We start from the raw sequence: 22,201 nt of genomic DNA, 5'->3' as shown, positions 1-22,201 counted from the left end.
GGATCGACAATTACCCAACCCGGTTCCAGACCACAACAGATTAACCAACCTTCTCCAGCTCACCTGCATGAAATCTGACCGCGATAAACACCAAAGGAGCATAAGCCAACAACACACCGGTGAGACCGTCCACCACAGACAAGCCGACACACAAGCCGATGGGCAACAACCAGACGATATTGATCCCGAGTACAGCCAGGGTCACGGGTAAATGACGCCCGACCTGACGCGAGGCAAATTGATAGGCGTGACTGCGATGGGCCTCATACACCTTGTCTCCACGGAGCAGTCGACGTCCCAGCGTAAACGTCGCATCGACGATAAATACGCCCAGCAAAATCAACCATACCCACAGCAAATGAGGCGAATGCCAAGCGGCCTGGAGAGAAAGCCCTCCCAGCATGATGCCTAGAAAACCGCTGCCTGCATCGCCCATGAAAATACGTGCGGGTGGAAAGTTCCAATAAAGAAAACCGGCCACGGCCAGTGCCAGGCACAGAGGAGCCCAGACCAGGCCCTCATACCCGCCCAATTCATAGACAAGACAAGCACCGAGGCAAACAAAAATAGCCTCGACACTGGCAATCCCGTCAATGCCGTCCATGAAATTATAGAGATTAAGCATCCACACCAGGTAAAAGGCCGCGAGAATGTGCCCCAACCAGCCCAAATTGAACACTGCCCCGAACAGATTGAAGGCCGGCGCCCCCCCCAGACAAAGCAGGATCCAAAAAGAGGCGCCAAAATGAGCCAATAGGCGCCAACGAGCAGCTATATGCCCATGATCATCGAGAAATCCCACTATGGCGACAACGGCGCCGGCCGCAAAAAGTGCCAAGAATATCGCCACTGGCATCATGCCCATCCAGGCTAGAGCCGACAATGCGATCAGGAAACCGAGCACGATCGCCACACCACCACCCCGCGGCGTGGCAACAGAATGGGAACTACGCCCATTGGGAACATCCATCAAACTGCGAGCCAACGCATATCGGCGTAACGCACCGGTCAACAATAATGAGGAGACCAATACGAACGCGCACAGCAGCAAAATCATCATCTAGTTCAAAATTCCTGAAACATTGGCCACAAACAAGCCAAGGCAAAGAGCGAAGCTCGCGAATTCAATCCACCATTCTACGCAACATCGTAATCGCACGTCAGGCTCTGCCTACCGGCAAAAGACATCGGAAGCTCGCGGATGGTGTCGATTCGTCAGAACAGCCAGATGATGGGGCCAGAAAGCGATCGGTCGTGAGGGGTGGTACAGAGCCTCAAGGCAAGTCTGTATCGCTCAGCTCAAAGGGACGGGGTATGAAACCGAATTGGTATTGAGCCTCGGAATGATCAAACACCAGATCCTCGATCATTCGTGAAACCATGGCGGGGGACAGATGCCGATAACGAGGCAGACAACGCGCCATTGAAATGGCCAAGTGCAGAAAAACCACCGGGATGCTGATAATACGCACAGGCAATCGCTGCGCCTCGAATATACGGATCACCATCTCCCGATAGGAAAGCACTTCACCTCCGGAGAGGTTGTAGCCTCCTGCCACCACCGCGGGCGCGGTCAAGGCCCGCAGACAGACCTGAATCAGGTCGTCGGCATGAATGGGTTGACGCAACCCCGTACCACCGCCCGCCAACGGAAAAAAACCAAATCGCAGGATGAATCGGGCGACTTCAGAGACATTTTTATCCCGGCCCAGGCCATAGATCAGGGTGGGACGCAACACCACCCATTCGACCCCATGATCCCCGGCCCAACGTTCCAGGAGCGACTCGCTCGTCGCCAGACGATCAGCCAGCGCCCGCTCGGCAAGGTCCGACGACTCGCGCTTGGTATATCGACTGGTTGAGGAAAGCGCAACGATACGCCTGACCTTGCTTAAGGCAAGGCGCTCCAGATACTCGGGAAGGGCCCAGATCGGCGCCAGGCAGACACAGGCGCCGAACTCCAGGCGTGGCCAATCGTCAACGTGCTGCCACGCCACAGTGGAGGAAGGCAGCCGGGCGCGATCACGCGTAAAGGAGATCACCTCAAAACCGGACTGCCGCAACACCGGGACCAGCCGCTCTCCGAGAAAGCTCGCTCCACCCAGGATCGCAACACGCATCTTATGCACCTTTTTTCTGTTTAAAAAATGCGAGCAACCCCATGAGCAGATGGCGAGCAACAACCAAGCTGAAGCGTAGCCAGACGCCAATCACCACACTCACCCACAAAACCCCGGGGTATTGGCGCCGGAAGAACTTCTGGTAAAACCGCAACATTCCACGGTGCTTGTGCCACTCCACGAAATAGGGGCGACCACGACTACAGACCCCAAACTGATGACTTACTTTGGCACCCGGCACATACAAGACATCCCAACCCGCCTGACGAAAACGCATGCACCAATCCAGATCCTCGCAGTGGAGAAAATAACCCTCATCCCACAGCCCAACCGACTCAATGGCTTCACGCCGGACAAGCATGCAGGCACCGGAAATGGCTTCCACAACCATGGGCTCACGTGGCAACGGTTGTTCGTGCAACAAGAAGTCGGAGAATGAAGCCGGCAGGAACTTCGAAAACCGAGAGAGCCCGAATGCCCGCAACAAAGCCCTCTTGGGCGTCGGAAAAACGCGCCGGCCACCGGGCTGCTCCGTACCATCAGGGTTGCAGAGGAAGCCCCCTACCATCCCTGAACGCGGATAACTCACCAACGCCTGAATCATGCCATTCAACGCATCGGCAGCCAGCACACAATCCGGGTTGAGAAATAACACATAAGGGGCTGATGTATGGTGGGTACCGATATTGCAAGCGGCAGAAAACCCGAGATTGGAAGCATTGTGCACAACGTGTAACGCCCCCCCCCTGCGCCGGCATCAAGCTGTCTAGACTGCCATCCTTTGAGGCGTTGTCCACCACAATCACGCGGGAAGCGCCTGCCCGCCATGCGGACAAGACACTTTCAGAGAGAAACTCGCCTGCATTGTAGTTGACAATAATGACATCGCAACTATTATCTAACAGTGCAGGCGACATTTCTGAAGAGCCCGACTCAAATGAAGCCAGCTCACGGCGGGTCAATAGAAAGTTCAAAACAGTTCAAATCCATATTCCACAAAGTAACAATTCTGATACCCACCTGTTACCTACTGCTAAAATCGTCGGCGCGACGGTCAATGCGAATACTTCCCTGCAACCATAGTCCAATATATAGTAGCCGCAGGCTTTTAAAATAGCTAATGGTCGATAGATAAAGCGTACCAATACTAAAATGACGCCATCAAAATGGCACCACAGAAAAAATAATCATTTCAACATCGACCCATAAACACATCACTCATGAGTCGACGCTTGATCACGCGAGGCACCAGTCTGATGCAGTCGTTCAACTCATCCCCCCTCTCAATGCTGCGCAGCATTTTGAACAACAAGAGTCTGATACGAGCGCTCATTTTCCGAGAGGTCACAGGGCGCTATAAAGGTTCAATATTCGGCCTTTTCTGGCCTTTCGCCACCCCATTATTCATGTTATTGATTTATACATTTTTTTTCAGTGTGGTGTTCAAGACCCGCTGGTCAGGCGGAAGCGACTCGAAGAGCGAGTTTGCCTTGGTACTGTTTGCCGGATTGTTGATCTTCAATCTGTTCTCCGAGTGTGTAAACCGTGCACCCGGCCTGATTCTGAGCAACTCCAATTACGTCAAGAAAATTGTCTTCCCCCTGGAAATCCTCCCGATCGTATCGCTCGGCGCCGCGTTGTTTCACAGCGCTATCAGTCTTCTGGTCTGGCTGCTTTTTTATGTTGTGCTGTTTGGCGCTCCACCGGTGACCGCCCTTTCACTACCGTTGATCGTTCTCCCGCTGACTTTATTGATACTTGGGGTCAGTTGGTTTCTCGCGGCCCTGAGCGTCTACCTGCGTGACCTCAGTCAGTTGATCGGTATTCTGACCACCGCCCTGTTGTTTATGTCACCTGTTTTTTATCCTGTATCAGCACTCCCTGAAAGTTATCGTGTTTTTCTCAAGTCCAATCCTCTGACCCTTCCGATAGAAATGGCCCGCAATGCTCTATTCTGGGGATCCTGGCCACACTGGGAGGGGCTGACTATCTATTATGCCTTCACTTTCCTGGTGGCCTGGCTTGGCTTCATCTGGTTTCAAAAAACACGCAAGGGCTTCGCTGATGTCATCTGAAATGGCGATCCATATTGAGAAGCTGTCAAAGCACTATCATCACTATGAAAAGCACTTTCAGCACTTGCTTAAAATGCTTACCGATCGACGCAAGCAGTATTTCAACGCTCACCCTGTCCTGAAAGATATTAACTTTCAAATAAAAAATAGCGAAACCGTCGACATCATCGGCCGTAGCGGAAGTGGCAGGCCCACCTCGTTGCAACTCATTTGCGGCCTGCTCAATCCCAGCGGCGACAGCATCAAACCCCATGGCCGCATCGATGATTGTCTGTCAACGCACGCGCCCGAGTTGGGGCGGTTGACTGGGCAAATGGAGCACAGCCAACAACCAGATACAAGCAGTATCGCAGAAACCCAGGGAAGCAGAGAAACGGCTTCAAGCACAAAAATCTGAAGTCCAGGCACTGTCAGAGCAAGTCGCCAGCCCGCATCACCAGCTTGCGTCAAAACAAACCGAACTACTGAGTCTCTCAGACTAGGCAATCACCATGGACCGTACACCGCTGCGCCATCTACTACACAAAATTCTGTTCAACTCGGCTCGCTATGTGTACATCCACCTCCCCCTTGCCCCCAGCAAGAAGAGCAAATGGGCCCATAGGGTTCGTCTCTGGCTGAAAGGCAGTGCCGCGTCCATAACGCAAAACCAGCCGTTTTCAACGCTGATGAAGATACCCCAGAAGGGTCCCGAAGCAGCAGCGCCTTACGAAAAGCAGACGGCCGCCTTTATCTTTGGGGTCATTGACTGGCATTTTCGTATCCAGCGTCCACAGAACCTGGCCAAAGAGCTGGCACGAACCGGCCAGGTGACGTTCTACATTTCCAACCACTTCATTGATAACGACCGCCCCGGGTTTGAAGTTGAACCCCTTGAGAGCATAAGTGGTTTATTCCAGATCAGACTGAACGTACTCGGCGCACCAGCCATCTATCACGCCCCTCCCAGCAGCGCCGCGACCAAACAACTGCGCCTGAGCCTGGCGGAGTTGATGCAATGGGCAAAGATCGGAAAGGTGAACTGCATTGTCCAGCACGCCTATTGGTTTCCACTCGCCAGATGCGTTCCCAACTCCACCCTGATCTATGACTGCATGGACCATCACGAGGGGTTTGGCAATGTCGCCCGGGAACTGCTGGACCTGGAAAAAGCATTGATGCGTCGAGCAGACCTGCTGGTTGCCACCTCAACCTGGATCGAACAGCATGGCAAACGTGAAAACCAGAACGTCAGCGTGATACGCAATGCCGCGGAATACAGCGCGTTCTGCCAGGCACCACAGCAAGTCTATCGGGATACCCAAAACAGAAAAATCATCGGTTACTACGGCGCGATCGCGGAGTGGTTCGACCTTCAACTCGTCAAGCAGCTTGCCCAGGCCTTTCCCCAGCATCTGGTATTACTCATAGGCAATGATACGGTCAATGCCAAAAAAACCTTCAAGGGCTGCCCGAACGTTGTCATGCATGGCGAGGTTCCCTACGCTTCCCTGCCGCACTATCTCCATGCAATGGACGTGTGCCTGCTGCCGTTCAAGGTCATTCCCCTGACACTGGCGACCAACCCGGTGAAAGTGTATGAGTACCTGAGCGCCGGCAAACCCGTAGTATCGGTCAAGCTGCCTGAACTGGATCAATTCGGTCACCTGGTCAATACCGCTGAAAACCCAACGGAGTTTATCGCCGCCGTTCAAAACATCCTGGAACAGCTCCCCGAACCCTACTCGGCACGCCTGGATCGCCAGCAGTTCGCGCAAACCCAGACCTGGGAACATCGAGCCATTGCCCTGCGCCAGGCGATCGACAGCTTGCCGTCGCCAAGAGTCAGCGTCGTGGTGCTGACCTATAACAACCTGGAATTGACCCAGGCCTGCCTCAATAGCCTGGTCAACAAAAGCCACTACGAAAACCTTGAGATTATCGTCGTTGACAACCATTCCACTGACGATACACCGGCGTTTCTGACCGAGTGGGCCAAGGCCGACCCAGACCGCATCATCATTCTCAACCAGGACAATAAAGGCTTCGCGGCCGGCAACAACCAGGGATTGGCAGCCGCTAGCGGCGACTACCTGGTCATACTGAACAATGACACGATTGTCACGGCCGGCTGGATCAAGGGCCTGATGCGTCATCTGATAGACAATAATGACATCGGCATTATCGGTCCTGTCACCAACAATATTGGCAATGAGGCGCGTATCACCACGCGCTATACCCATCTGAGCGAAATGCACGCCGAGTCCGCGCGCATCACCCGTCAGCACATGGGGCAGTGGTTCGAGATCAATACACTGGCGTTTTTCTGCGTGATGCTGCCACGCTCATCCTATGAACAGATCGGCGGCTTATGCGAAGACTATGGATTGGGCTTTTTCGAAGACGATGACTACTGCCGTCGTATTCAACATCAGGGGATGCGCGCTGCCTGTGCCGAAGATGTGTTTGTACACCATCACTTGTCAGCATCCTTCAACAAGCTCGACACAGAAAAAAAGCAGGCGCTTTTTGAAAAAAACAAAGCCATTTATGAAAGCAAGTGGGGGGCCTGGACTCCCCATCGATACCGTGACGCATGAAACATGCAGATAACAGGATCTATAAAGGAATGACCCAGAAGGTACTCTGCATTATACGTCCCAACCAGTCCCTGGCGACCTTGACCGCACGCCTGTTGGAAGGGCTCGATGAGGTACTGCTTGCCGAAAAACCTGATGTCGTCCTGGTTCAAGGCGATACCACGACGGCCACGGCCGCAGCACTGGCTTGCTTTTACCAAGGCATTCCATTTGGACATATTGAGGCAGGACTGCGCACCGCGGACCTGTACAACCCGTTCCCGGAGGAGGCGAACCGGGTCATCGTCGGCAGGCTGGCACGCTGGCATTTTGCGCCAACCCAGGGCGCCATGGAAAACCTGTTACAGGAAGGTATTGCCACGACGGCGATCACCATGACCGGAAATACCGTCGTCGATGCACTCTTGATGGCGGCAGCCAGACCGCTTGCCCTTGATATGCAACTGGATGAGAGCAAACGCCTGGTGTTGGTGACCTCCCACCGTCGCGAGAACTTCGGCGCCCCCTTCCGCTCGATATGCCAGGCACTCAGGATGATCGCCGAAAGCAATGCCGATGTGCAGATACTCTATCCTGTACACCCCAACCCCAACGTCAAGGATGTCGCCCACGAAATACTGGGCCAGACGACCAACATCATGCTTTGCGCCCCCCTGGACTATCCACAGTTCGTCGCGGCCATGAAGCGCTCTTATTTGATCATCAGTGACTCCGGCGGTGTTCAGGAAGAAGCTCCGGCCCTTGGTAAACCCGTACTGGTGCTGAGGGAGGAAACCGAGCGCCCCGAAGCCGTCGAGCTTGGAGTGGTAAAGCTGGTCGGTGCGGATCAGGCCAGCATCATCGGACAAACTCAGCGATTGCTTGACGATCCCGCGGCCTATAAAGCCATGGCACGGGGCATCTCTCCTTATGGCGATGGCCTGGCAGCCGGGCGTATCGTCGAAGTTCTGGTACGGCATTTTCAAACATGCGAATGATCTATCTGTCCCCGGTCCCCTGGGCCAGCTTCAGCCAGCGCTCACATCATTTCGTGGCCTGGTATCACGAACAGACACAGGCGCAGGTGCTGTGGATAGATCCATACCCCACAAGACTGCCGAGACAATCCGATTTCAAGCGCAAAACCGCTGCTCCAGCTCCAGCCACCAAAGAGGAGTTGTCCCTTGAGTGGCTACAGGTGGTCAAGCCCAAGGTTTTGCCCATCGAGCCCATTCCGGGCTCGGGTCTGCTTCAAACCTTGCTCTGGCGCGAGATCATCAACAAAGCCCATGCTTTCGCCGCGGAACACCCCTGCATGATTTGCGTCGGTAAACCTTCGGAGCTTGCGCTGCAGCTAATTGAGCGCATGCCCGAAAGCTATGCGGTTTACGATGCCATGGACGATTTTCCGGCCTTCTACAAGGGGATTTCTCGTCGCTCCATGGCCACTCGCGAGCGCTTGCTCGTGGAGCGAGTATCGAAAATCCTGGTCTCCTCCACCGCCATCGGTAAAACGCTGGGCGCCATGGGAGACAAGGTGGAGTTGGCCCTGAATGCTTGCGACATCCAGAAACTGGCTCCCCTCGAATCGCTGGTGCTGGATACCAAGCAGCAGTTGCTGGGTTATGTGGGAACGATTGGTAGCTGGTTCGACTGGGAACTGGTCATTGCGCTGGCAAAGGCCAACCCCGAAAACCGGATTCAACTGATCGGCCCGATCTTTGCCCCCCCGCCCTGCCTGCTACCAGGGAATATCGAGCTATTACCCGAGCGCCCTCATGCCGAGGCCATTGCCGCCATGGCGACGTTCTCGGTTGGCCTGATCCCATTCAAGCTCAATCGTCTGACAGACTCCGTCGATCCGATCAAATACTATGAATACCGCTCGCTTGGCCTGCCGGTGATCTCCACTCGTTTTGGTGAGATGGCCTTGCGTGATGAAGAGGCCGCGGTATGGCTGATCGATGAAAACAGCGATCTACGCCTGACAAGCCGGCAGGCGCTTGACTATCGCTGCAATTTTTCAAGGGTCCAGGCGTTCCGCCAGGACAATCTGTGGGCAACACGCTTTTCAGCAACTCGCTTGCTCTCGGATGCCCGCGCAGGCGCGCCCTCTCGCCCTGGTCGCTGACGATTGCAGTCTCGCGCCGTCCGGCTGATATCAACTTTTATAACGTATTCAGGACCACCCCTCTATGACCGACGCACAACCTCCACTCGTGATGTGGCATGCCAGTCAGGTGACACCGGAAGACCGCCAGGGCTTGCTGAGTCAGAAACCGATCACCGTCTGGTTGACAGGTTTGAGCGCCTCCGGAAAGTCGACCCTGGCCTTTGCGCTGGAACGACGTCTGTTGGACAAGGGGCAACTGTCTTTCGTACTCGATGGCGATAATGTTCGCCATGGGCTCAATAGCAATCTGGGCTTCAGCACCGAGGATCGGGCGGAAAATATCCGCCGCGTGGCAGAAGTGGCGAAATTGATGAACGAGGCCGGGCTCATCGTCATCGCGGCCTTTATTTCCCCCTTCACCCAGGATCGCGCACTGGCCCGGACCATCATCGGAGCCGAGCACTTCCGCGAAGTTCATGTCAGTACCTCATTGGGGGTCTGTGAATCCCGTGATCCGAAAGGTATGTACAACAAAGCCAGATCGGGCAGCTTGCCGAATTTTACCGGAATTTCCTCCCCTTACGAAGCCCCCGAACAGCCCCACTTGAGGATCGACACGCAAAACGTGGGTCTGGACGCCGGGGTGGATCAATTACTCGCCCTGATCAACGGTCCTCATTAATCAGCTCTACCGCTACCTGAACAAGGACGTTTATGTAAACACTGTCGTTCGCGATCACTTTAGGAATCCAGAAGTGCTCGATGACTGCATTTTCGTTATTTTTGGTTGCAGGTGCAGGAGCACATACCCTACCTCTTTGATCATCTACTGGTTTCCTCGCCCAATTGAGGTGGGCTTTCATTTATTCATCGGACTAGGTATTCCGGCTGGACATGATCGACCCCACGGGTATCAGCCTCAGCGGGACAACCCTGCGAAGGGGGTTGCAACCTCAGGGCCTGGTGCTTTATAAAACCACGGCACAGAGCAATATGATGATCCTCATATTCATGACATTCATGATGTTCTGATCGCAGCCCCCCTTCCTCTACGCCGTGGGGACCGGCGCCAATAAACTTCTGCAGCTGAATGAAAATGTAAAGGAAATTCGTCTCTGAACACTCGCCGGTGAAAATAGCTTCAAACACCTCAACTACTTGGTACTCTGGAACCAACGTATCGTATTTTGTTTCTTTGGTGATTTCACCGATCATCGCCAGTATAAGGGCAAGACTAGCAAGCAGGCTTTATCCAGTATCTACTCAGCGGCAAACGTCGTATCAGCGGCCTCTCGCAAACACACAGACTGTTGGCCATGGGCGAGCACTTGTTACTGTGCCAAATCCGACACCAAAGAGTTACATGAATATGACAGCAGCGGCATGCTTTTGCGGAGGAAAATTCTGGGCTGTTACACCCGTGGCATTTTTGTAAAAAATGACAATATTTATATAGGTCCGAGCTGTTCGCGAAATATTGACTGCGGATTCCACAGCTATCCGCCCCCCCCCTTAAGGCAGGCAGCGACGCAGGATTAATTCACTACCATCGACCTCTTTTTTCGAAGCAGAGAGGCCGTCGTGGAGCGGTTATCCATGCGTAAGATTCGAGAAGTACTGCGTCTCAAATTTGAGGTCGGTCTATCTGCCCGCCAGTTTGTCCACCGGCATCTGGCTGGTTACCAGCGTCGAGCGATGCCCGTAGCGGTCGTCCAGCAGCTCCAGTATGTCGCGCCGTTGCGCGGCGGTAAACGGCGCCAGGCCCCAGTCGTCCAGGATCAGCAGGTCGGTCTTGGCGTAGCCGGCCATCATTAGTTTGGCGAAGCGTCCATCGCCATGGGCCAGGCCCAGCCCCTCCATCAAGCGCGGCAGGCGCAGGTAACGGACGCTGTAGCCGTCCCGGCACGCAAACGAGCCAGGTTTTGCCCACGCTGGTTGGGCCGCCGATGATCAGGTTCAGGCCGCCGCGCAACCATTGGCCGCTGCCCAGTTGCAGGATCAGGGATTTATCCAAGTCGCGCAGGCTGCGGTAATCGATATCTTCCAGACAAGCGTTGTGACGCAGTCGGGCGGCTTTGAGTCGAGTGGTCAGGCGGGCGTCTTCGCGCTCGGTCGACCATCAGGCCGAGTCGTTCATCAAAGCTTAGGTCGTTGATATCGGGCGTTGCGTGTTGCTCGCTCAGCGCTTTGATCATCCCGTGCAGTCGTAGGGTTTGCAGCTTGTCGAGTGTCGGATTGGGCAGCATGTTCGTGCTCCTTTTTCAGTCAGTGGTAGTAGCCGGGGCCACGCAGGTTGATGTGCTCGTCGGGCAGCAGCGGCAGGTTTTGCTGGGCCAGTGGCAGTCGTTCCAGCCCTTGGCGCAGGATCGATTCGAGGCTTTTGTAACTCACGCTGGCAAGCGGCTTCCAGCCGCTCTTCGCCGTGCTGTTTGCTCAGGCGCAGGATGCCCAGACAGGCACGGAAGCCGTGCTGCGGATGGATTCGTCGTTCAAGGATGTAGGCGATGACACCAGCTGTGTTGGGCCCCGAATGCTCGGCCCAGCGGATCAGCCGTTGCGGTGTCCATTCGGCATGTTCGCGGTGGCTCTTAGGCATGTGTCCGGTCGGTGTGGTGTGACGGCCTTTGTGTGGCGAGCGCAGGTGGCTGGCCACACGCTGGTTGGCGTGGAAGCACTCGACCGTCTTCGCGGTCAGGCGTACTTCGAGCTGGTGCTTCACCAACTGATACGGCACCGAGTAGTAATGGCCGTCGACTTCGACGTGGTAGTCGATGTGGACTCGTACTTTTTTCCATTCGGCATAGACGTACGGATGTTCCGGCAGCAGTTGCAGTGCTGGTTGATCGATGGCCTCGAAGGTCGAGCGGCGCGAGCCGGGCAACTTCTTGAAAGGCCTTTGGTTGATACGTTCGAGCAGCACGCTGATCGCTGTGTTGAGTTCGCCCAAGGAGAAAAACTGGCGGTTGCGCAGCGCCGCCAGGATCCAGCGTTCGGCCACCTGCACGCCGACTTCGACCTTGGCCTTGTCCCTGGGTTTACGCGAGCGAGCGGGCAGCACGGCAACCCCGTAGTGCTCGTGTAGCTGGAGGCGCCGAGCACGGCAACGAAAATCTGGGTCTGACGGATTTCCCCGGCCTGCCGGTCGATGACCGTTACGGTCTGGCCGGCGTAGTCGACGAACAGCTTCTCGCCGGCGCGATGTTCCTGGCGCGTGACCTCATCGACCTTGGCGTCCCAGAGCCGGTAGTGCTCGCAGAACCAACTGTACTGAAAGCCTTGTGGGTGGCTGAGTCGGTACTCCTGCCAGAGCAGGGCCAAGGTGACACCGGGGCGGCGCAGCTCGGCGTGAGCCCATGCCCAGTCAGGCATTGGGCGTTGCTCGCTGGGAACCGTCGGCGCTGGCGGGAACAGAGATCGTTCCAGTTCAACGTCCGACAATGCCGTGGGCCAAGTCAGCCCGTTGGCAGCAAAGCGATTGAGGTAATCACCGACAGTGGCTCGCTCGACTTGCAAGCTGACCGCAATCTGGCGGGCAGATAGACCGACCTCAAATTTGAGACACAGTACTTCTCGAATCTTACGCATGGATAACCGCTCCACGACGGCCTCTCTGCTTCGAAAAAAGAGGTCGATGGTAGTGAATTAATCCTGCGTCGCTGCCTGCCTTAAGGGGGACCGGATGGCTGTGGAATGGGTGACCGGATGGCCGTGGAATCCGCATCCAGAAGGCTGGCCGGTGTTTGCCGCTGGATATTCCAGCGGCGAGTTTGCTGGCGTATTCGTTTCAAAGCCTCGGTACTGTCAGCAGGCTAGAAGCTGGTGAACCGGCGTCCATTATTACCCTGTGCCTCTCGTGGCCGAAGGGTGAATCCTAGAAACGTGAACTGCGTACCCCCGGTGTCAGCGGCTTACCGATCCCGGCTTGCCCCAGTTGCTCCGATTCATACTGTTGGACCCAGCGTCGAACCGCCGAATCGACCAGATTGAGATCCCGGCAGACCTGTGAAACGGCCAACCCCTGGTCTGTGATCATTTTCACGACTTGCAGCTTGAAGCTGTCGTCGAATGTCCTGCGCTTGTCGGTCATGAAAAACTCCTCGATAGATGCATTTTCCACCTATCGGGGTGTCCGGGGAAATTAAACCACCACACCTAAACGGGGCAACATGACGGAAAGCTGGCCACCTTAATGCCCAAACCGCCCGGCTCATAAAAAATTGATTCATAAAGCCTATTAAAGAAAGATGACTCACTGGCAGTCTTCAGACTAAAATGCTTTTTTCTATTGGTCGCGCGGGTGGCATATGAATGTGCATAACCCTGACGTCAACATTGTAAGTAAACGAGTGTCTAGTGCAGATAATTATTCCAATGTCAGGTTTCGGCGAGCGCTTCCGCCGGGCGGGCTACACGGTCCCAAAACCCCTTATTGAAATTGACGGCAAACCAATCATCGCCCATGTCATCGACATGTTTCCAGGCGAAACGGATTTTATTTTTATTTGCAATCAGGATCATCTGGATGATCCTGATTACCGTATGGCGCCCATTCTGCAATGTTATTGTCCCACAGGTCAGATAATCGGTATCCCTGCGCACAAGCTCGGCCCGATCCATGCCGTTCGTCAGATTGAACACCTGATCGACGCCAATCGCCCAATTATCGTCAACTATTGCGATTTCAGCTGCTACTGGGATTGGCAGCACTTCAAGCATTTCGTCAAAGCCACCGCATGCGTAGGTGCGATCCCGGCTTACAAAGGTTTCCACCCGCATACCCTGGGCAGCACCAACTACGCCTATATTCGCGAGACACATGGCTGGGTCGACGACATTCAAGAGAAGCAGCCTTACACCGACAATCGCATGGAGGAGTTCGCCTCCAGCGGGACCTACTATTTCGACTCGGGCAAGACCATGAGCGAAGCGTTCCGCGACACCATGGACCAACAACTCAATGTAGGTGGCGAATACTACGTCAGCCTAGCCTACAAGCCGCTGCTGGCAAACAAGCAGCCTGTCGCGGTCTATTCCCTGCAGCACTTCATGCAGTGGGGCACTCCGGACGACGTGCGGGAGTACAATGGCTGGTCGGCGGCTTTCGAGACAATGAGTCGTCAGACACAAGGTGCCGAGACCAAACCCATCGGCGCCTTGGTAATCCCGATGGCAGGTATGGGACAACGATTCGTCAACGAAGGTTACACACTGACCAAACCACTGATCCCCGTGTCCGGCAAACCAATGGTTACTCAGGCCACAGAGGACTTGCCCAAGGCCGAGCACCATGCATTCGTTCTACGCAAGAACATGCCCGGCTATGCAGAGATTGCCAGGGAACTAGAGCAAGCATTCCCCCGCACCGTGATCGAAACCGTTGCGCAAGTCACTCAAGGCCAGGCCTGTACCGCACTACTCGGCCTGGAAGCTCTGGAACGTGCCATCGCCGATGTCCACGGCCCGATCACCTTCGGGGCTTGTGATAATGGTGCCCTTTATGACGAGAAGGCTTTCCAGACCCTCATCGAGACCCCAGATGTGGACATCATCATCTGGGGAGTACGAGGGCATGCGAATGCCATCCGTCATCCACAGATGTTCGGCTGGATCGATGCAACGAATGGCCGGATTCATAGGATCTCGGTGAAGACTCCGCTGGAGTCTCCAGCAACAGACCCAATCGTATTAGGCACCTTCACGTTCCGCCGCGCCGAAGATTTTCGCAAGGTAGTCTCACGATTGATTGAACGTGACGGCCGTATCAATGGCGAGTTTTATATTGACTCAACCATTAACGACGCTATCGAATTGGGCTTGCGCTGTGAACTGTTCGAAGTAGACAGTTTCTTGTCATGGGGTACTCCGAACGACCTGCGCACGTTCGAATATTGGCAGTCCTGCTTCCACAAATGGCCAGGGCACTCCTATCGCCTGCAGAACGATGGTCGGATACCCTCCGACGCCGTCGCCGAACTTGAAGCACGCTATCAAACGACCGTGCCAGCAATGCCAGGCGCCCAGGCATGATCAAGCGTGAGCTTGCCGTATTTCTGGTCGTAGGCTCATTGACCGTGCTGATCGACTTCCTGACCTATCGCGGCCTGGTCTGGAGCGCATGGATGGATGTCGACCTGGCAAAGGCCGCGGGCTTTCTGACGGGCACCCTGTTTGCGTACTTCGCAAACAGGCTGTGGACATTTGGCCAGCAGGCGCACGCCCCCGGCAGTGTCTGGCGATTCGCCTTGCTCTATGCGATAACACTGAGCGCCAACGTGCTGGTCAACGCCGGCTGTCTGTCGTTGTTCAGTTCAGTGTCCATTACAGTACAACTGGCGTTTCTGATTGCAACGGGTGTATCGGCCGTCCTCAACTTCCTGGGAATGAAGTTGTTTGTATTCAAGGCCAGCGCATCGACGGAGAAATCATGAAGTTTTCGCTCATTATCCCTTGCTACAACGAATCGGCAAACCTGCCTTTGCTGCTGGAGCGCTGCAAAGGCCTGGCCGAACGCCCTGGTGTGGAGGTCATTCTGGTCGACAATGGCTCCACTGATGACAGCCCACAGGTGCTGCAGCGTCTCCTGCCGGCCTATCCAGGCTGCAGAAGCGTGAGGGTAGAAGTCAATCAGGGCTATGGTTTCGGCATCCTTTCCGGCCTGCGTGCCGCCGAAGGCGAAATTCTCGGCTGGACTCATGCAGACCTGCAAACCGATCCCATGGACGCCTTGCGTGGTCTGGAGTTTTTTGATCACCATGGCCCGAATATCTTTGTTAAAGGTCGTCGCTTCGGCCGCCCCTTGGCCGACGTTGCGTTCACGTTCGGTATGAGCGTTTTCGAAACGGTACTGCTGGGCAAACCCATGTGGGACATCAACGCGCAGCCGACGATGTTCTCCAAGACTTTTTTTCAACGCTGGCAAGCCGCGCCATCCGATTTTGCGCTCGACCTGTATGCGTACTACCAGGCTCATGTACAGGGCCTTAAGATTTATCGATTTGCCGTGCGTTTTGGTGAGCGCGCCCATGGTGTTTCTCACTGGAACGTCAACTGGGCTGCCAAACGAAAATTCATCCGCAGAACTGTCGATTTCAGTTTGCAACTTAAGAAGAGTCTAAGGACATGAAGCTCATATCGCATCGGCGTAATACCCGCCAGGAACTCAATGCCACAGAGGGGAAATATGGCATTGAGGTCGACATTCGCAGCTACGGCAACGATCTGATCATTCACCATGACCCGTGTGTACAAGGTGAGTCGTTTGATGAGTGGATTGCCGACTATCGGCACGGGACCCTGATTCTGAACGTCAAGGAAGAAGGTCTGGAAGCACGCTTGATTACAGTGATGAAGGAAAAGGGCATCGAAGACTACTTCTTCCTCGATCAATCCTTTCCGTTCCTCATCAAATGGTCCAAAGCTGGCGAACGCCGTTGCGCCGTGCGGGTATCCGAGTTCGAGTCGATTGAAACCGCGATGACACTGGCAGGCAAGGTGGAGTGGGTGTGGGTCGACTGCTTCAACCAGTTCCCACTCACTCATGAAGATGCCAAGCGACTCCAGGAGGCAGGCTTCAAACTGTGTCTGGTCTCCCCCGAGCTTCAGGGCCGCGATGCCGAAACCGAAATCCCCCGGCTGGCGAAACTCTTGACTGATCGCAATATTGTCGCCGAAGCGGTTTGCACCAAACGACCTGACATCTGGGAAACGTTGGCTGCGTACGCATGAACATAAAGGTTTTCTACCAGCCGGCCTTTCTGGTCGGGCTGGTGCTTCGACTGGTACTTGTACTTTGGGTTGCTCCTGCCCCTGTCACTGAATGGTACCTTCCATTCCTTGATAGCAGCACCAGCACGCTGACACTTGATCCCTGGAGTACGTGGCTGAATCAGGGAGGCATCATTACCGCGTTCCCGTATGGCTACGTGATGTGGGTGGCCTTCCTGCCAGCGATCCTCCTGTGCAAAACACTCTCGCTGCCCTTGATACTCGGCTACGGCCTGACACTGTTATGCGCAGATTTCTTGCTACTGGTCGTGCTCAGAAAAATAGTGCCCAGTCGCGACCGTTTGCTGGTTTGGGTGTACTGGCTATCACCAATCGTGATCGTCGGCAGCTATGTACTCGGGTTCAACGATTTGATCCCGGTACTGCTACTAGCGTGGTCGCTGTATTTTTTCAAGCGTGTTCGCTTGATACTCACGGGCGCGGTCTTTGTCACAGCCATTTCGGCAAAGCTGAGCATGGTGCTGGCACTGCCCTTCTTTCTGATCTACCTGCAGCATAACCGGCCTCTGCGCCAACATCTGCCACGCCTTCTGATCGGACTTATCGTGGGCATGGTGGCAACTCTGGTGCCGTTTCTACTGTCCAGTGCCGGTGTCAGTATGCTGATCAACAACCCGGAAATTGACAAGATATACCGGTTGGCATTCAGTATCGGGGACAGCACTCATCTATATGTCGTACCGCTAGCCTACCTGCTAATGATCTATGCAGCCTGGCGGATAAAACGTCCAAACTTCGAGCTTTTCCATGCCATGCTCGGCATCGTGTTCTTGCTTGTCGTACTGATGACACCTGCCTCTCCGGGGTGGTTTATCTGGGCCATCCCCCCACTGGTAGCTTACCAGGCAGCCAGCAATCGTGTAGCCATTGCCATTACCGGGATTTTTTCGCTGCTCTATGTGGCGAGCGCGCTACTGATCACCCCGGATGCCAAGCTGCTTGTGGACCAGACTAACTGGTTGCCACAGGGGAGCAGTCAATGGCTCTTTGGTGGCAAGCTATCATCGTTGGTGCATACCGCCATGGTTGCTGCGGGCATCGTCCTGGCCATCCGAATCTGGCGCGAGTCGGTCAGCCGTAACGATTACTTCCGCCTGAGCCGCAAGCCATTCGTGATTGGTGTCGCGGGTGATTCGGGCGCAGGCAAGGATACTTTTTCGGACGCCATCAAAGGACTGTTTGGCGGCCACTCAGTCACGACCCTTTCCGGTGACGACTACCACCTGTGGGATCGCCAGAAACCGATGTGGCAGGTGATGACACACCTGAACCCCATGGCCAACGACCTGGAAGGCTTTGCCAGCGACCTGGTGAAACTGACTGACTCCAAACACATCCAGTCACGGCACTACGATCATCAAACTGGCCGCATGAGCCGCCCCTTCATGATCAAGAGCAACGACTTCGTAATTGCAAGTGGCCTGCATACCCTTTACATGCCGATCCTCCGTGAGTGCTACAACCTGAGCGTCTACCTGGACATCGACGAAGGTTTACGGCGCCACTTCAAGCTTCAACGCGACGTGCACCAGCGTGGCCACACCGTAGAGAAAGTGCTTGCCTCCTTCGAGCGCAGAGAACCGGACTCAGCACGGTTCATTCGCCCGCAAGCCGCACATGCGGATCTGGTGCTGTCCCTGCAACCGATACATCCTCGCATTCTGGAAGGTGTCGGCAAGCCCCCCCCCCTGCACTTCAAGATCGTTGCACGCTCGCGCAACGGCCTGAATGAACTATCACTCACACGGGTACTGGTTGGGGTTTGCGGTCTGCATGTCGACATGTGCAACCGCAATGACACCACAGAAGTTGAATTGACGATCGAAGGCGAAACATCTGCCCAGGACATCGAAATGGCCGCGCGAATGATCTGCCCGCGCATCTTCGAATTCCTCGACATCAAGCCACAGTGGCAAGACGGCGTCATGGGGTTAATGCAGCTGATTACCCTATCCCATATCAACCAAGCACTGACAAAACGGTTCATATAGTGAAGATTTTTGCACCTGAGCGGTTCAATCGCCTCCCTGACGCTATACTGTTCGACACCGATAACACGCTTTACCCTTATGACCCAGCACATGCTGCGGCGCAACAGGCCGTCCGAGATAAAGTAGTCACTACCTTCTCGATCAAACCGGAAGTGTTTGACGTAGCCTTCAAGGAAGCCCGCGAACAGGTCAAGACTCGCCTTAAACATACGGCGTCTTCACATAGCCGCCTTCTGTACCTTCAGCGCATGCTCGAAATCATGGGCCTAGGCTCGCAGGTCCTTTTGGCGCTGGACTTTGAACAGACCTATTGGCGTACCTTCCTCAGCAACGCCGTGCTGTTCGACGAGGTGAAGGACTTGTTGGACGACCTGCGCTTGCTCGGCATTCCAACCGCGATCGTGACCGACCTGACAGCTCAGATTCAATTTCGCAAGGTGGTCTACTTTGGGCTCGATCAATACTTCGACTACATCGTGACCAGCGAAGAAGCCGGGTTCGACAAACCTCATGCGGCACCTTTTGAAATCGCTCTGGAAAAAATGCGACCCAAAGGCAATAGCATCTGGATGATCGGCGACAACCCGATCAACGATATCCGCGGCGGTCGCGAGCAGATCAATGCCATAACCCTGCAAAAGATCCATACCGGTACACCGCTAGGCATTGAGGAAAACGCTCCAGATGCCGCCTTCACCGAGTTTCGTGACCTGCGTCGCCTGATTGCCAGGCTTGGAGAGAAAAATGAACTTGCATGATTCGGTTCGCCAATTTTGCTCTGAAATTGGTAAAGATCCGCTGCTGGTCCAAGGCGCCGGTGGGAACGTCTCCTGGAAGGAGAACGATGCCCTCTGGATCAAGGCATCCGGCACTTGGCTGGCAGATGCCAGTGAAAAAGACATCTTTGTACCGGTAAAACTGGGCCAACTGACTACAGCCCTTGAAAACCGGGACTTTGCCGTGGTGCCGCAAACTGTCGAGCCTCATCCGCTGAAACCTTCGATCGAAACACTGCTGCATGCCCTGATGCCTCAGCGCATCGTGGTCCACCTGCACGCCATCGAGGTGCTCACGCACCTAGTTCGCAAAGACTTCGATCTGGCCAATTACCCGGACCTGGACACGTTGCTCAACGCGCGTAGCGTTGAATACTGCAAGCCTGGTGCTGAACTCGCAGAAGCCGTCGCCAAGCAGCTCGACAGTACCAACAGTACCCGCGTGGTCTTCCTGAAGAACCATGGCGTGATTATTGGTGGCGACAACATAGCCGAGATTGGCGAAATACTCGGCTACCTGACTCGTTTTTTTGCCACGCCTGCGGTCAACCAACCGATCATCGCACCCCGTCAGTCGCTGAGCCTGATCAATGGCGTCGAATTTTCCCCCATTGCGCTTGAACAGCTTCATGAGATCGCTACCGCGCCCGCTTTGGTTGACCGGCTAAACGACAGTTGGGCGCTGTATCCAGACCATATTGTTTTTCTCGGTCCATATCCACGCCTGTTCGCAACGCCTGAAGAAGCAAAGGCCAGCCTGGAAAAAGAAGCCGAACTGCCCGATGTCATCTTCGTGCGCGGCCTGGGCACGTTTACCCGCGACAAGATGAACAAAGCGAAAGTCGCACAACTGCTTTGCTATTACGATGTAATGACGAAATTGAATGACGGAGCCAAACTGTCGACGCTGAGCGATACGCAGATTTCCGAGTTGATTGACTGGAATGCCGAGAAGTACAGAAGAGGTTTGAATGACGTTAAGTAAGCGCTTCATCAACCGGCAGTACCTGTCCATCTTGGCTTGCGTGTTACTGACCGCCATGGTGAGTATCTACACTATGGTGACCTATGTTAAAGGCCCCCTCAATGGTAACTTTGATCATTACCTGATGCAGGCTGATCGCTGGGGCATCCCCGAAGCCGTCAAGGCGCACGGCGTTACCCCGCTCTACTTGGACGAATGGAATTCGGGCTGGGACGGTCAGTTCTACTACTACATTTCAAACGATTTGCTCGCGCAGAAAGATACTTCCAGCCACATCGACGCCGATGCCTACCGCTACCAAAGAGTCGGTATCCCCGTGCTGTCCAAGCTCCTATCGCTTATTCTATTTCAGGATTGGGTTAGCCCTTTCATCTACTACCTCACACACTTTGTACTGATACTACTTGGCACGGCTGTCGCAGCACAGTTTTTTATCAAAAAAGGTGTACCGGTCTACTGGATCATTCCTTGGTCCATTAGTATGGGTACTCAGATAACGCTGCTGAACGGGCTTCCCGATGGAGCCGCGGATGCGCTGCTCATTGTCAGTATGGTGGCTGCTTATCAAAAGAAATTTTGGATATACTCCGTCACTATTACCTTTGCTTGCCTGTCGAGAGAAGCGTATGTGGCGTTCCCGGCGATCCTCTTCGGTACCCAACTCCTTGAGCGCCTGATCAAGCAAAAATCGATCAGACCCTACTCAGATTTATTCTTTCTGCTTTGCCCTCTGATCATTTTCATTGCCTGGCAGTCTTTCATCCGAATACATTTTACAATGACACCGGCGGAACAAAGCGCTTCAGTTCTTGGCTTTCCGCTAAAAAGCCTAATAATGCATCTCATTGCGGGACTACAGGGACATTACCCCAATATGGGTAGTGGCTGGGACTCGTACATGGCAGGCACAGGCTTGGCACTGTTCTCTGTTTTATTAGCTTGGACATTCTGGGCTATTGCGAAAACATCACCTGTAAAATCGATTCTTAAGGGAGATATTATAAGAAACACCACTGGGGCATTTACGCTCACGCTATGTCTGCTGTACCTTTGCTTTGGTGACACCGTCATCTGGAACTTTACTGGTTACATGAAGGCAGGCGGCTTATTCCTGTTTTGTATTCCTTTCATGGCAGCGATCACACACCGCATATTGCATCAGTCTACCTTTGTGCTGGCAATGATCATCACTGTATTTTTCTGCTGGCAAGGTTGGATACTGAGAGTTCATCAACCCCCTATCAAATACAAATTCGACGCTAATTGCCATCACCTGAAAATTGATATCCATGGTACTTGCCTTGAGCATTTTGTATGGCAAGGTGATGAACTAGCAGGTCTGGTAGGCTCACCAAAAGACGGAAAGCGTATAGCTCTGCAGGGCCAAACGCGTACGGGGTTTATGTCCTATGGACCTTACATCGAGTTGCCCAAAGGAAAGTACCGGGTGGAACTATCCATTTCAGGTGACGGCACAGACTTGGGTTACACGGATATCATTGGAGTAGACGCGACCAATAAGGCGGTCACACTCGCGAAAAAAACACTCCGGGCGGGCAGCGAAGTCAAGATCGAGACCGAGCTTGATGTGGCAGATAGCTTTGTGAGAAACCTTGAGGTTCGAACCTGGTATCAATCAGGTAACCTTTCGGTAGAGTCACTAACCATAGAAAGATTGGTCGACGAGGAAAAATAAGCCTTTGACGTTCATGCGCCGGAAACGCGGATTCCAAGACATCCAACCCACCAACATCCGGGCAGGTAGTGGAGCGCATAACGACCATCGACCTCCACAAAA

18 protein-coding genes and 3 pseudogenes are annotated in these 22,201 nt (G+C 54.4%); 14 read left to right on the top strand and 7 right to left on the bottom strand.

From position 1 onward, the window contains the following. Positions 1-40 precede the first annotated feature (40 nt). From M5C71_RS14725 to M5C71_RS14715, 3 genes are all read right to left on the bottom strand, one after another. Positions 41-1,060 (bottom strand): glycosyltransferase family 4 protein, encoded by a 1,020-nt coding sequence (locus tag M5C71_RS14725; protein ID WP_248744770.1) that lies wholly within the window; start codon positions 1,058-1,060, stop codon positions 41-43. Positions 1,061-1,274: 214 nt separating this feature from the next. Further along, a complete protein-coding gene (locus tag M5C71_RS14720) occupies positions 1,275-2,120 on the bottom strand; it encodes an NAD(P)-dependent oxidoreductase (RefSeq protein ID WP_248768112.1) in 846 nt (281 codons plus the stop codon). 1 nt (position 2,121) lies between these two features. Continuing rightward, complete coding sequence (locus M5C71_RS14715) at positions 2,122-2,847, bottom strand: glycosyltransferase family 2 protein (RefSeq protein ID WP_248768111.1); 726 nt, start codon at positions 2,845-2,847, stop codon at positions 2,122-2,124. A 529-nt stretch (positions 2,848-3,376) separates the two neighbouring features. On the opposite strand from M5C71_RS14715, the gene M5C71_RS14710 reads away from it, so the two are divergent. The 6 genes from M5C71_RS14710 to cysC all read left to right on the top strand — a co-directional run bounded on the left by M5C71_RS14710 (position 3,377) and on the right by cysC (position 9,548). Then, complete coding sequence (locus tag M5C71_RS14710) at positions 3,377-4,195, top strand: ABC transporter permease (RefSeq protein WP_248768110.1); 819 nt, start codon at positions 3,377-3,379, stop codon at positions 4,193-4,195. Beyond that, positions 4,185-4,592 carry an ATP-binding cassette domain-containing protein gene (locus tag M5C71_RS14705; protein WP_248744766.1) on the top strand — a complete coding sequence of 136 codons (408 nt, stop codon included), beginning with the start codon at positions 4,185-4,187 and terminating at the stop codon, positions 4,590-4,592. Before M5C71_RS14710 ends, M5C71_RS14705 begins: the two co-directional genes overlap by 11 nt. Positions 4,593-4,686: 94 nt before the next feature. Next, a complete protein-coding gene (locus M5C71_RS14700; RefSeq protein ID WP_248768109.1) occupies positions 4,687-6,774 on the top strand; it encodes a glycosyltransferase in 2,088 nt (695 codons plus the stop codon). A gap of 29 nt (positions 6,775-6,803) precedes the next feature. Further along, positions 6,804-7,751 (top strand): UDP-N-acetylglucosamine 2-epimerase (non-hydrolyzing), encoded by a 948-nt coding sequence (gene wecB, locus M5C71_RS14695; RefSeq protein WP_248768108.1) that lies wholly within the window; start codon positions 6,804-6,806, stop codon positions 7,749-7,751. Then, positions 7,742-8,884 carry a glycosyl transferase gene (locus tag M5C71_RS14690; protein WP_248768107.1) on the top strand — a complete coding sequence of 381 codons (1,143 nt, stop codon included), beginning with the start codon at positions 7,742-7,744 and terminating at the stop codon, positions 8,882-8,884. The genes wecB and M5C71_RS14690 overlap by 10 nt, the downstream gene beginning before the upstream one ends. Before the next feature lie 64 nt (positions 8,885-8,948). After that, a complete protein-coding gene (gene cysC / locus M5C71_RS14685; RefSeq protein ID WP_248744762.1) occupies positions 8,949-9,548 on the top strand; it encodes an adenylyl-sulfate kinase in 600 nt (199 codons plus the stop codon). A 185-nt stretch (positions 9,549-9,733) separates the two neighbouring features. Here cysC and M5C71_RS14680 read toward each other — a convergent pair whose 3' ends face one another. The 4 genes and pseudogenes from M5C71_RS14680 to M5C71_RS14665 all read right to left on the bottom strand — a co-directional run. Then, complete coding sequence (locus M5C71_RS14680; protein WP_248768106.1) at positions 9,734-10,081, bottom strand: hypothetical protein; 348 nt, start codon at positions 10,079-10,081, stop codon at positions 9,734-9,736. Positions 10,082-10,525: 444 nt separating this feature from the next. Then, positions 10,526-11,112, bottom strand: a pseudogene (locus tag M5C71_RS14675) (ATP-binding protein); the annotation flags it as partial. Between the two features lie 19 nt (positions 11,113-11,131). Next, positions 11,132-12,451, bottom strand: a pseudogene (locus M5C71_RS14670) (IS21 family transposase). 313 nt (positions 12,452-12,764) lie between these two features. After that, positions 12,765-12,953 (bottom strand): annotated as a pseudogene (locus tag M5C71_RS14665) (transposase); the annotation flags it as partial. 266 nt (positions 12,954-13,219) lie between these two features. Here M5C71_RS14665 and M5C71_RS14660 point away from each other — a divergent pair. From M5C71_RS14660 to M5C71_RS14625, 8 genes are read left to right on the top strand one after another with little or no spacing between them, the layout of a single operon-like run. Beyond that, on the top strand, positions 13,220-14,893 hold the full coding sequence (locus tag M5C71_RS14660; RefSeq protein ID WP_248744760.1) for a sugar phosphate nucleotidyltransferase: 1,674 nt from the start codon (positions 13,220-13,222) through the stop codon (positions 14,891-14,893). Then, a complete protein-coding gene (locus M5C71_RS14655) occupies positions 14,890-15,294 on the top strand; it encodes a GtrA family protein (protein ID WP_248768105.1) in 405 nt (134 codons plus the stop codon). The genes M5C71_RS14660 and M5C71_RS14655 overlap by 4 nt, the downstream gene beginning before the upstream one ends. Then, a complete protein-coding gene (locus tag M5C71_RS14650; protein WP_248744758.1) occupies positions 15,291-15,989 on the top strand; it encodes a glycosyltransferase family 2 protein in 699 nt (232 codons plus the stop codon). Before M5C71_RS14655 ends, M5C71_RS14650 begins: the two co-directional genes overlap by 4 nt. Then, the gene (locus M5C71_RS14645; protein WP_248744757.1) at positions 15,986-16,591 is read left to right on the top strand and encodes a phosphatidylinositol-specific phospholipase C/glycerophosphodiester phosphodiesterase family protein; all 606 of its coding nucleotides are present in this window, start codon (positions 15,986-15,988) and stop codon (positions 16,589-16,591) included. Before M5C71_RS14650 ends, M5C71_RS14645 begins: the two co-directional genes overlap by 4 nt. Then, positions 16,588-18,642 (top strand): hypothetical protein, encoded by a 2,055-nt coding sequence (locus tag M5C71_RS14640; RefSeq protein ID WP_248744756.1) that lies wholly within the window; start codon positions 16,588-16,590, stop codon positions 18,640-18,642. The genes M5C71_RS14645 and M5C71_RS14640 overlap by 4 nt, the downstream gene beginning before the upstream one ends. Next, positions 18,642-19,400 carry an HAD family hydrolase gene (locus M5C71_RS14635; RefSeq protein WP_248744755.1) on the top strand — a complete coding sequence of 253 codons (759 nt, stop codon included), beginning with the start codon at positions 18,642-18,644 and terminating at the stop codon, positions 19,398-19,400. The genes M5C71_RS14640 and M5C71_RS14635 overlap by 1 nt, the downstream gene beginning before the upstream one ends. Further along, positions 19,387-20,403, top strand: a complete 1,017-nt coding sequence (locus M5C71_RS14630; RefSeq protein ID WP_248768104.1) for a class II aldolase/adducin family protein — start codon at positions 19,387-19,389, stop codon at positions 20,401-20,403. The genes M5C71_RS14635 and M5C71_RS14630 overlap by 14 nt, the downstream gene beginning before the upstream one ends. Next, positions 20,390-22,099: a hypothetical protein gene (locus M5C71_RS14625; RefSeq protein WP_248768103.1), complete on the top strand. Its 1,710-nt coding sequence runs from the start codon at positions 20,390-20,392 to the stop codon at positions 22,097-22,099. Before M5C71_RS14630 ends, M5C71_RS14625 begins: the two co-directional genes overlap by 14 nt. The last annotated feature ends 102 nt before the right edge of the window (positions 22,100-22,201 follow it).

The organism is Pseudomonas sp. MWU12-2345 (assembly GCF_023242385.1).
Taxonomy (GTDB): Bacteria; Pseudomonadota; Gammaproteobacteria; order Pseudomonadales; family Pseudomonadaceae; genus Aquipseudomonas; species Aquipseudomonas gingeri_D.
Note: the sequence above shows the minus strand (reverse complement) of the source record. Positions and strands in the feature narration are given on the sequence as shown.

Bases quoted from the DNA above. Each gene is read 5' to 3' on its own strand.
- M5C71_RS14680 (WP_248768106.1), bottom strand. From the start codon at position 10,081: ATGATCGGTGAAATCACCAAAGAAACAAAATACGATACGTTGGTTCCA.
- M5C71_RS14630 (WP_248768104.1), top strand. From the start codon at position 19,387: ATGAACTTGCATGATTCGGTTCGCCAATTTTGCTCTGAAATTGGTAAA.
- M5C71_RS14625 (WP_248768103.1), top strand. From the start codon at position 20,390: ATGACGTTAAGTAAGCGCTTCATCAACCGGCAGTACCTGTCCATCTTG.
- M5C71_RS14690 (WP_248768107.1), top strand. From the start codon at position 7,742: ATGCGAATGATCTATCTGTCCCCGGTCCCCTGGGCCAGCTTCAGCCAG.
- M5C71_RS14655 (WP_248768105.1), top strand. From the start codon at position 14,890: ATGATCAAGCGTGAGCTTGCCGTATTTCTGGTCGTAGGCTCATTGACC.
- M5C71_RS14640 (WP_248744756.1), top strand. From the start codon at position 16,588: ATGAACATAAAGGTTTTCTACCAGCCGGCCTTTCTGGTCGGGCTGGTG.
- wecB (WP_248768108.1), top strand. From the start codon at position 6,804: ATGACCCAGAAGGTACTCTGCATTATACGTCCCAACCAGTCCCTGGCG.
- M5C71_RS14645 (WP_248744757.1), top strand. From the start codon at position 15,986: ATGAAGCTCATATCGCATCGGCGTAATACCCGCCAGGAACTCAATGCC.
- M5C71_RS14650 (WP_248744758.1), top strand. From the start codon at position 15,291: ATGAAGTTTTCGCTCATTATCCCTTGCTACAACGAATCGGCAAACCTG.
- M5C71_RS14720 (WP_248768112.1), bottom strand. From the start codon at position 2,120: ATGCGTGTTGCGATCCTGGGTGGAGCGAGCTTTCTCGGAGAGCGGCTG.
- M5C71_RS14725 (WP_248744770.1), bottom strand. From the start codon at position 1,060: ATGATGATTTTGCTGCTGTGCGCGTTCGTATTGGTCTCCTCATTATTG.
- M5C71_RS14705 (WP_248744766.1), top strand. From the start codon at position 4,185: ATGTCATCTGAAATGGCGATCCATATTGAGAAGCTGTCAAAGCACTAT.
- M5C71_RS14710 (WP_248768110.1), top strand. From the start codon at position 3,377: ATGCAGTCGTTCAACTCATCCCCCCTCTCAATGCTGCGCAGCATTTTG.
- cysC (WP_248744762.1), top strand. From the start codon at position 8,949: ATGACCGACGCACAACCTCCACTCGTGATGTGGCATGCCAGTCAGGTG.
- M5C71_RS14700 (WP_248768109.1), top strand. From the start codon at position 4,687: ATGGACCGTACACCGCTGCGCCATCTACTACACAAAATTCTGTTCAAC.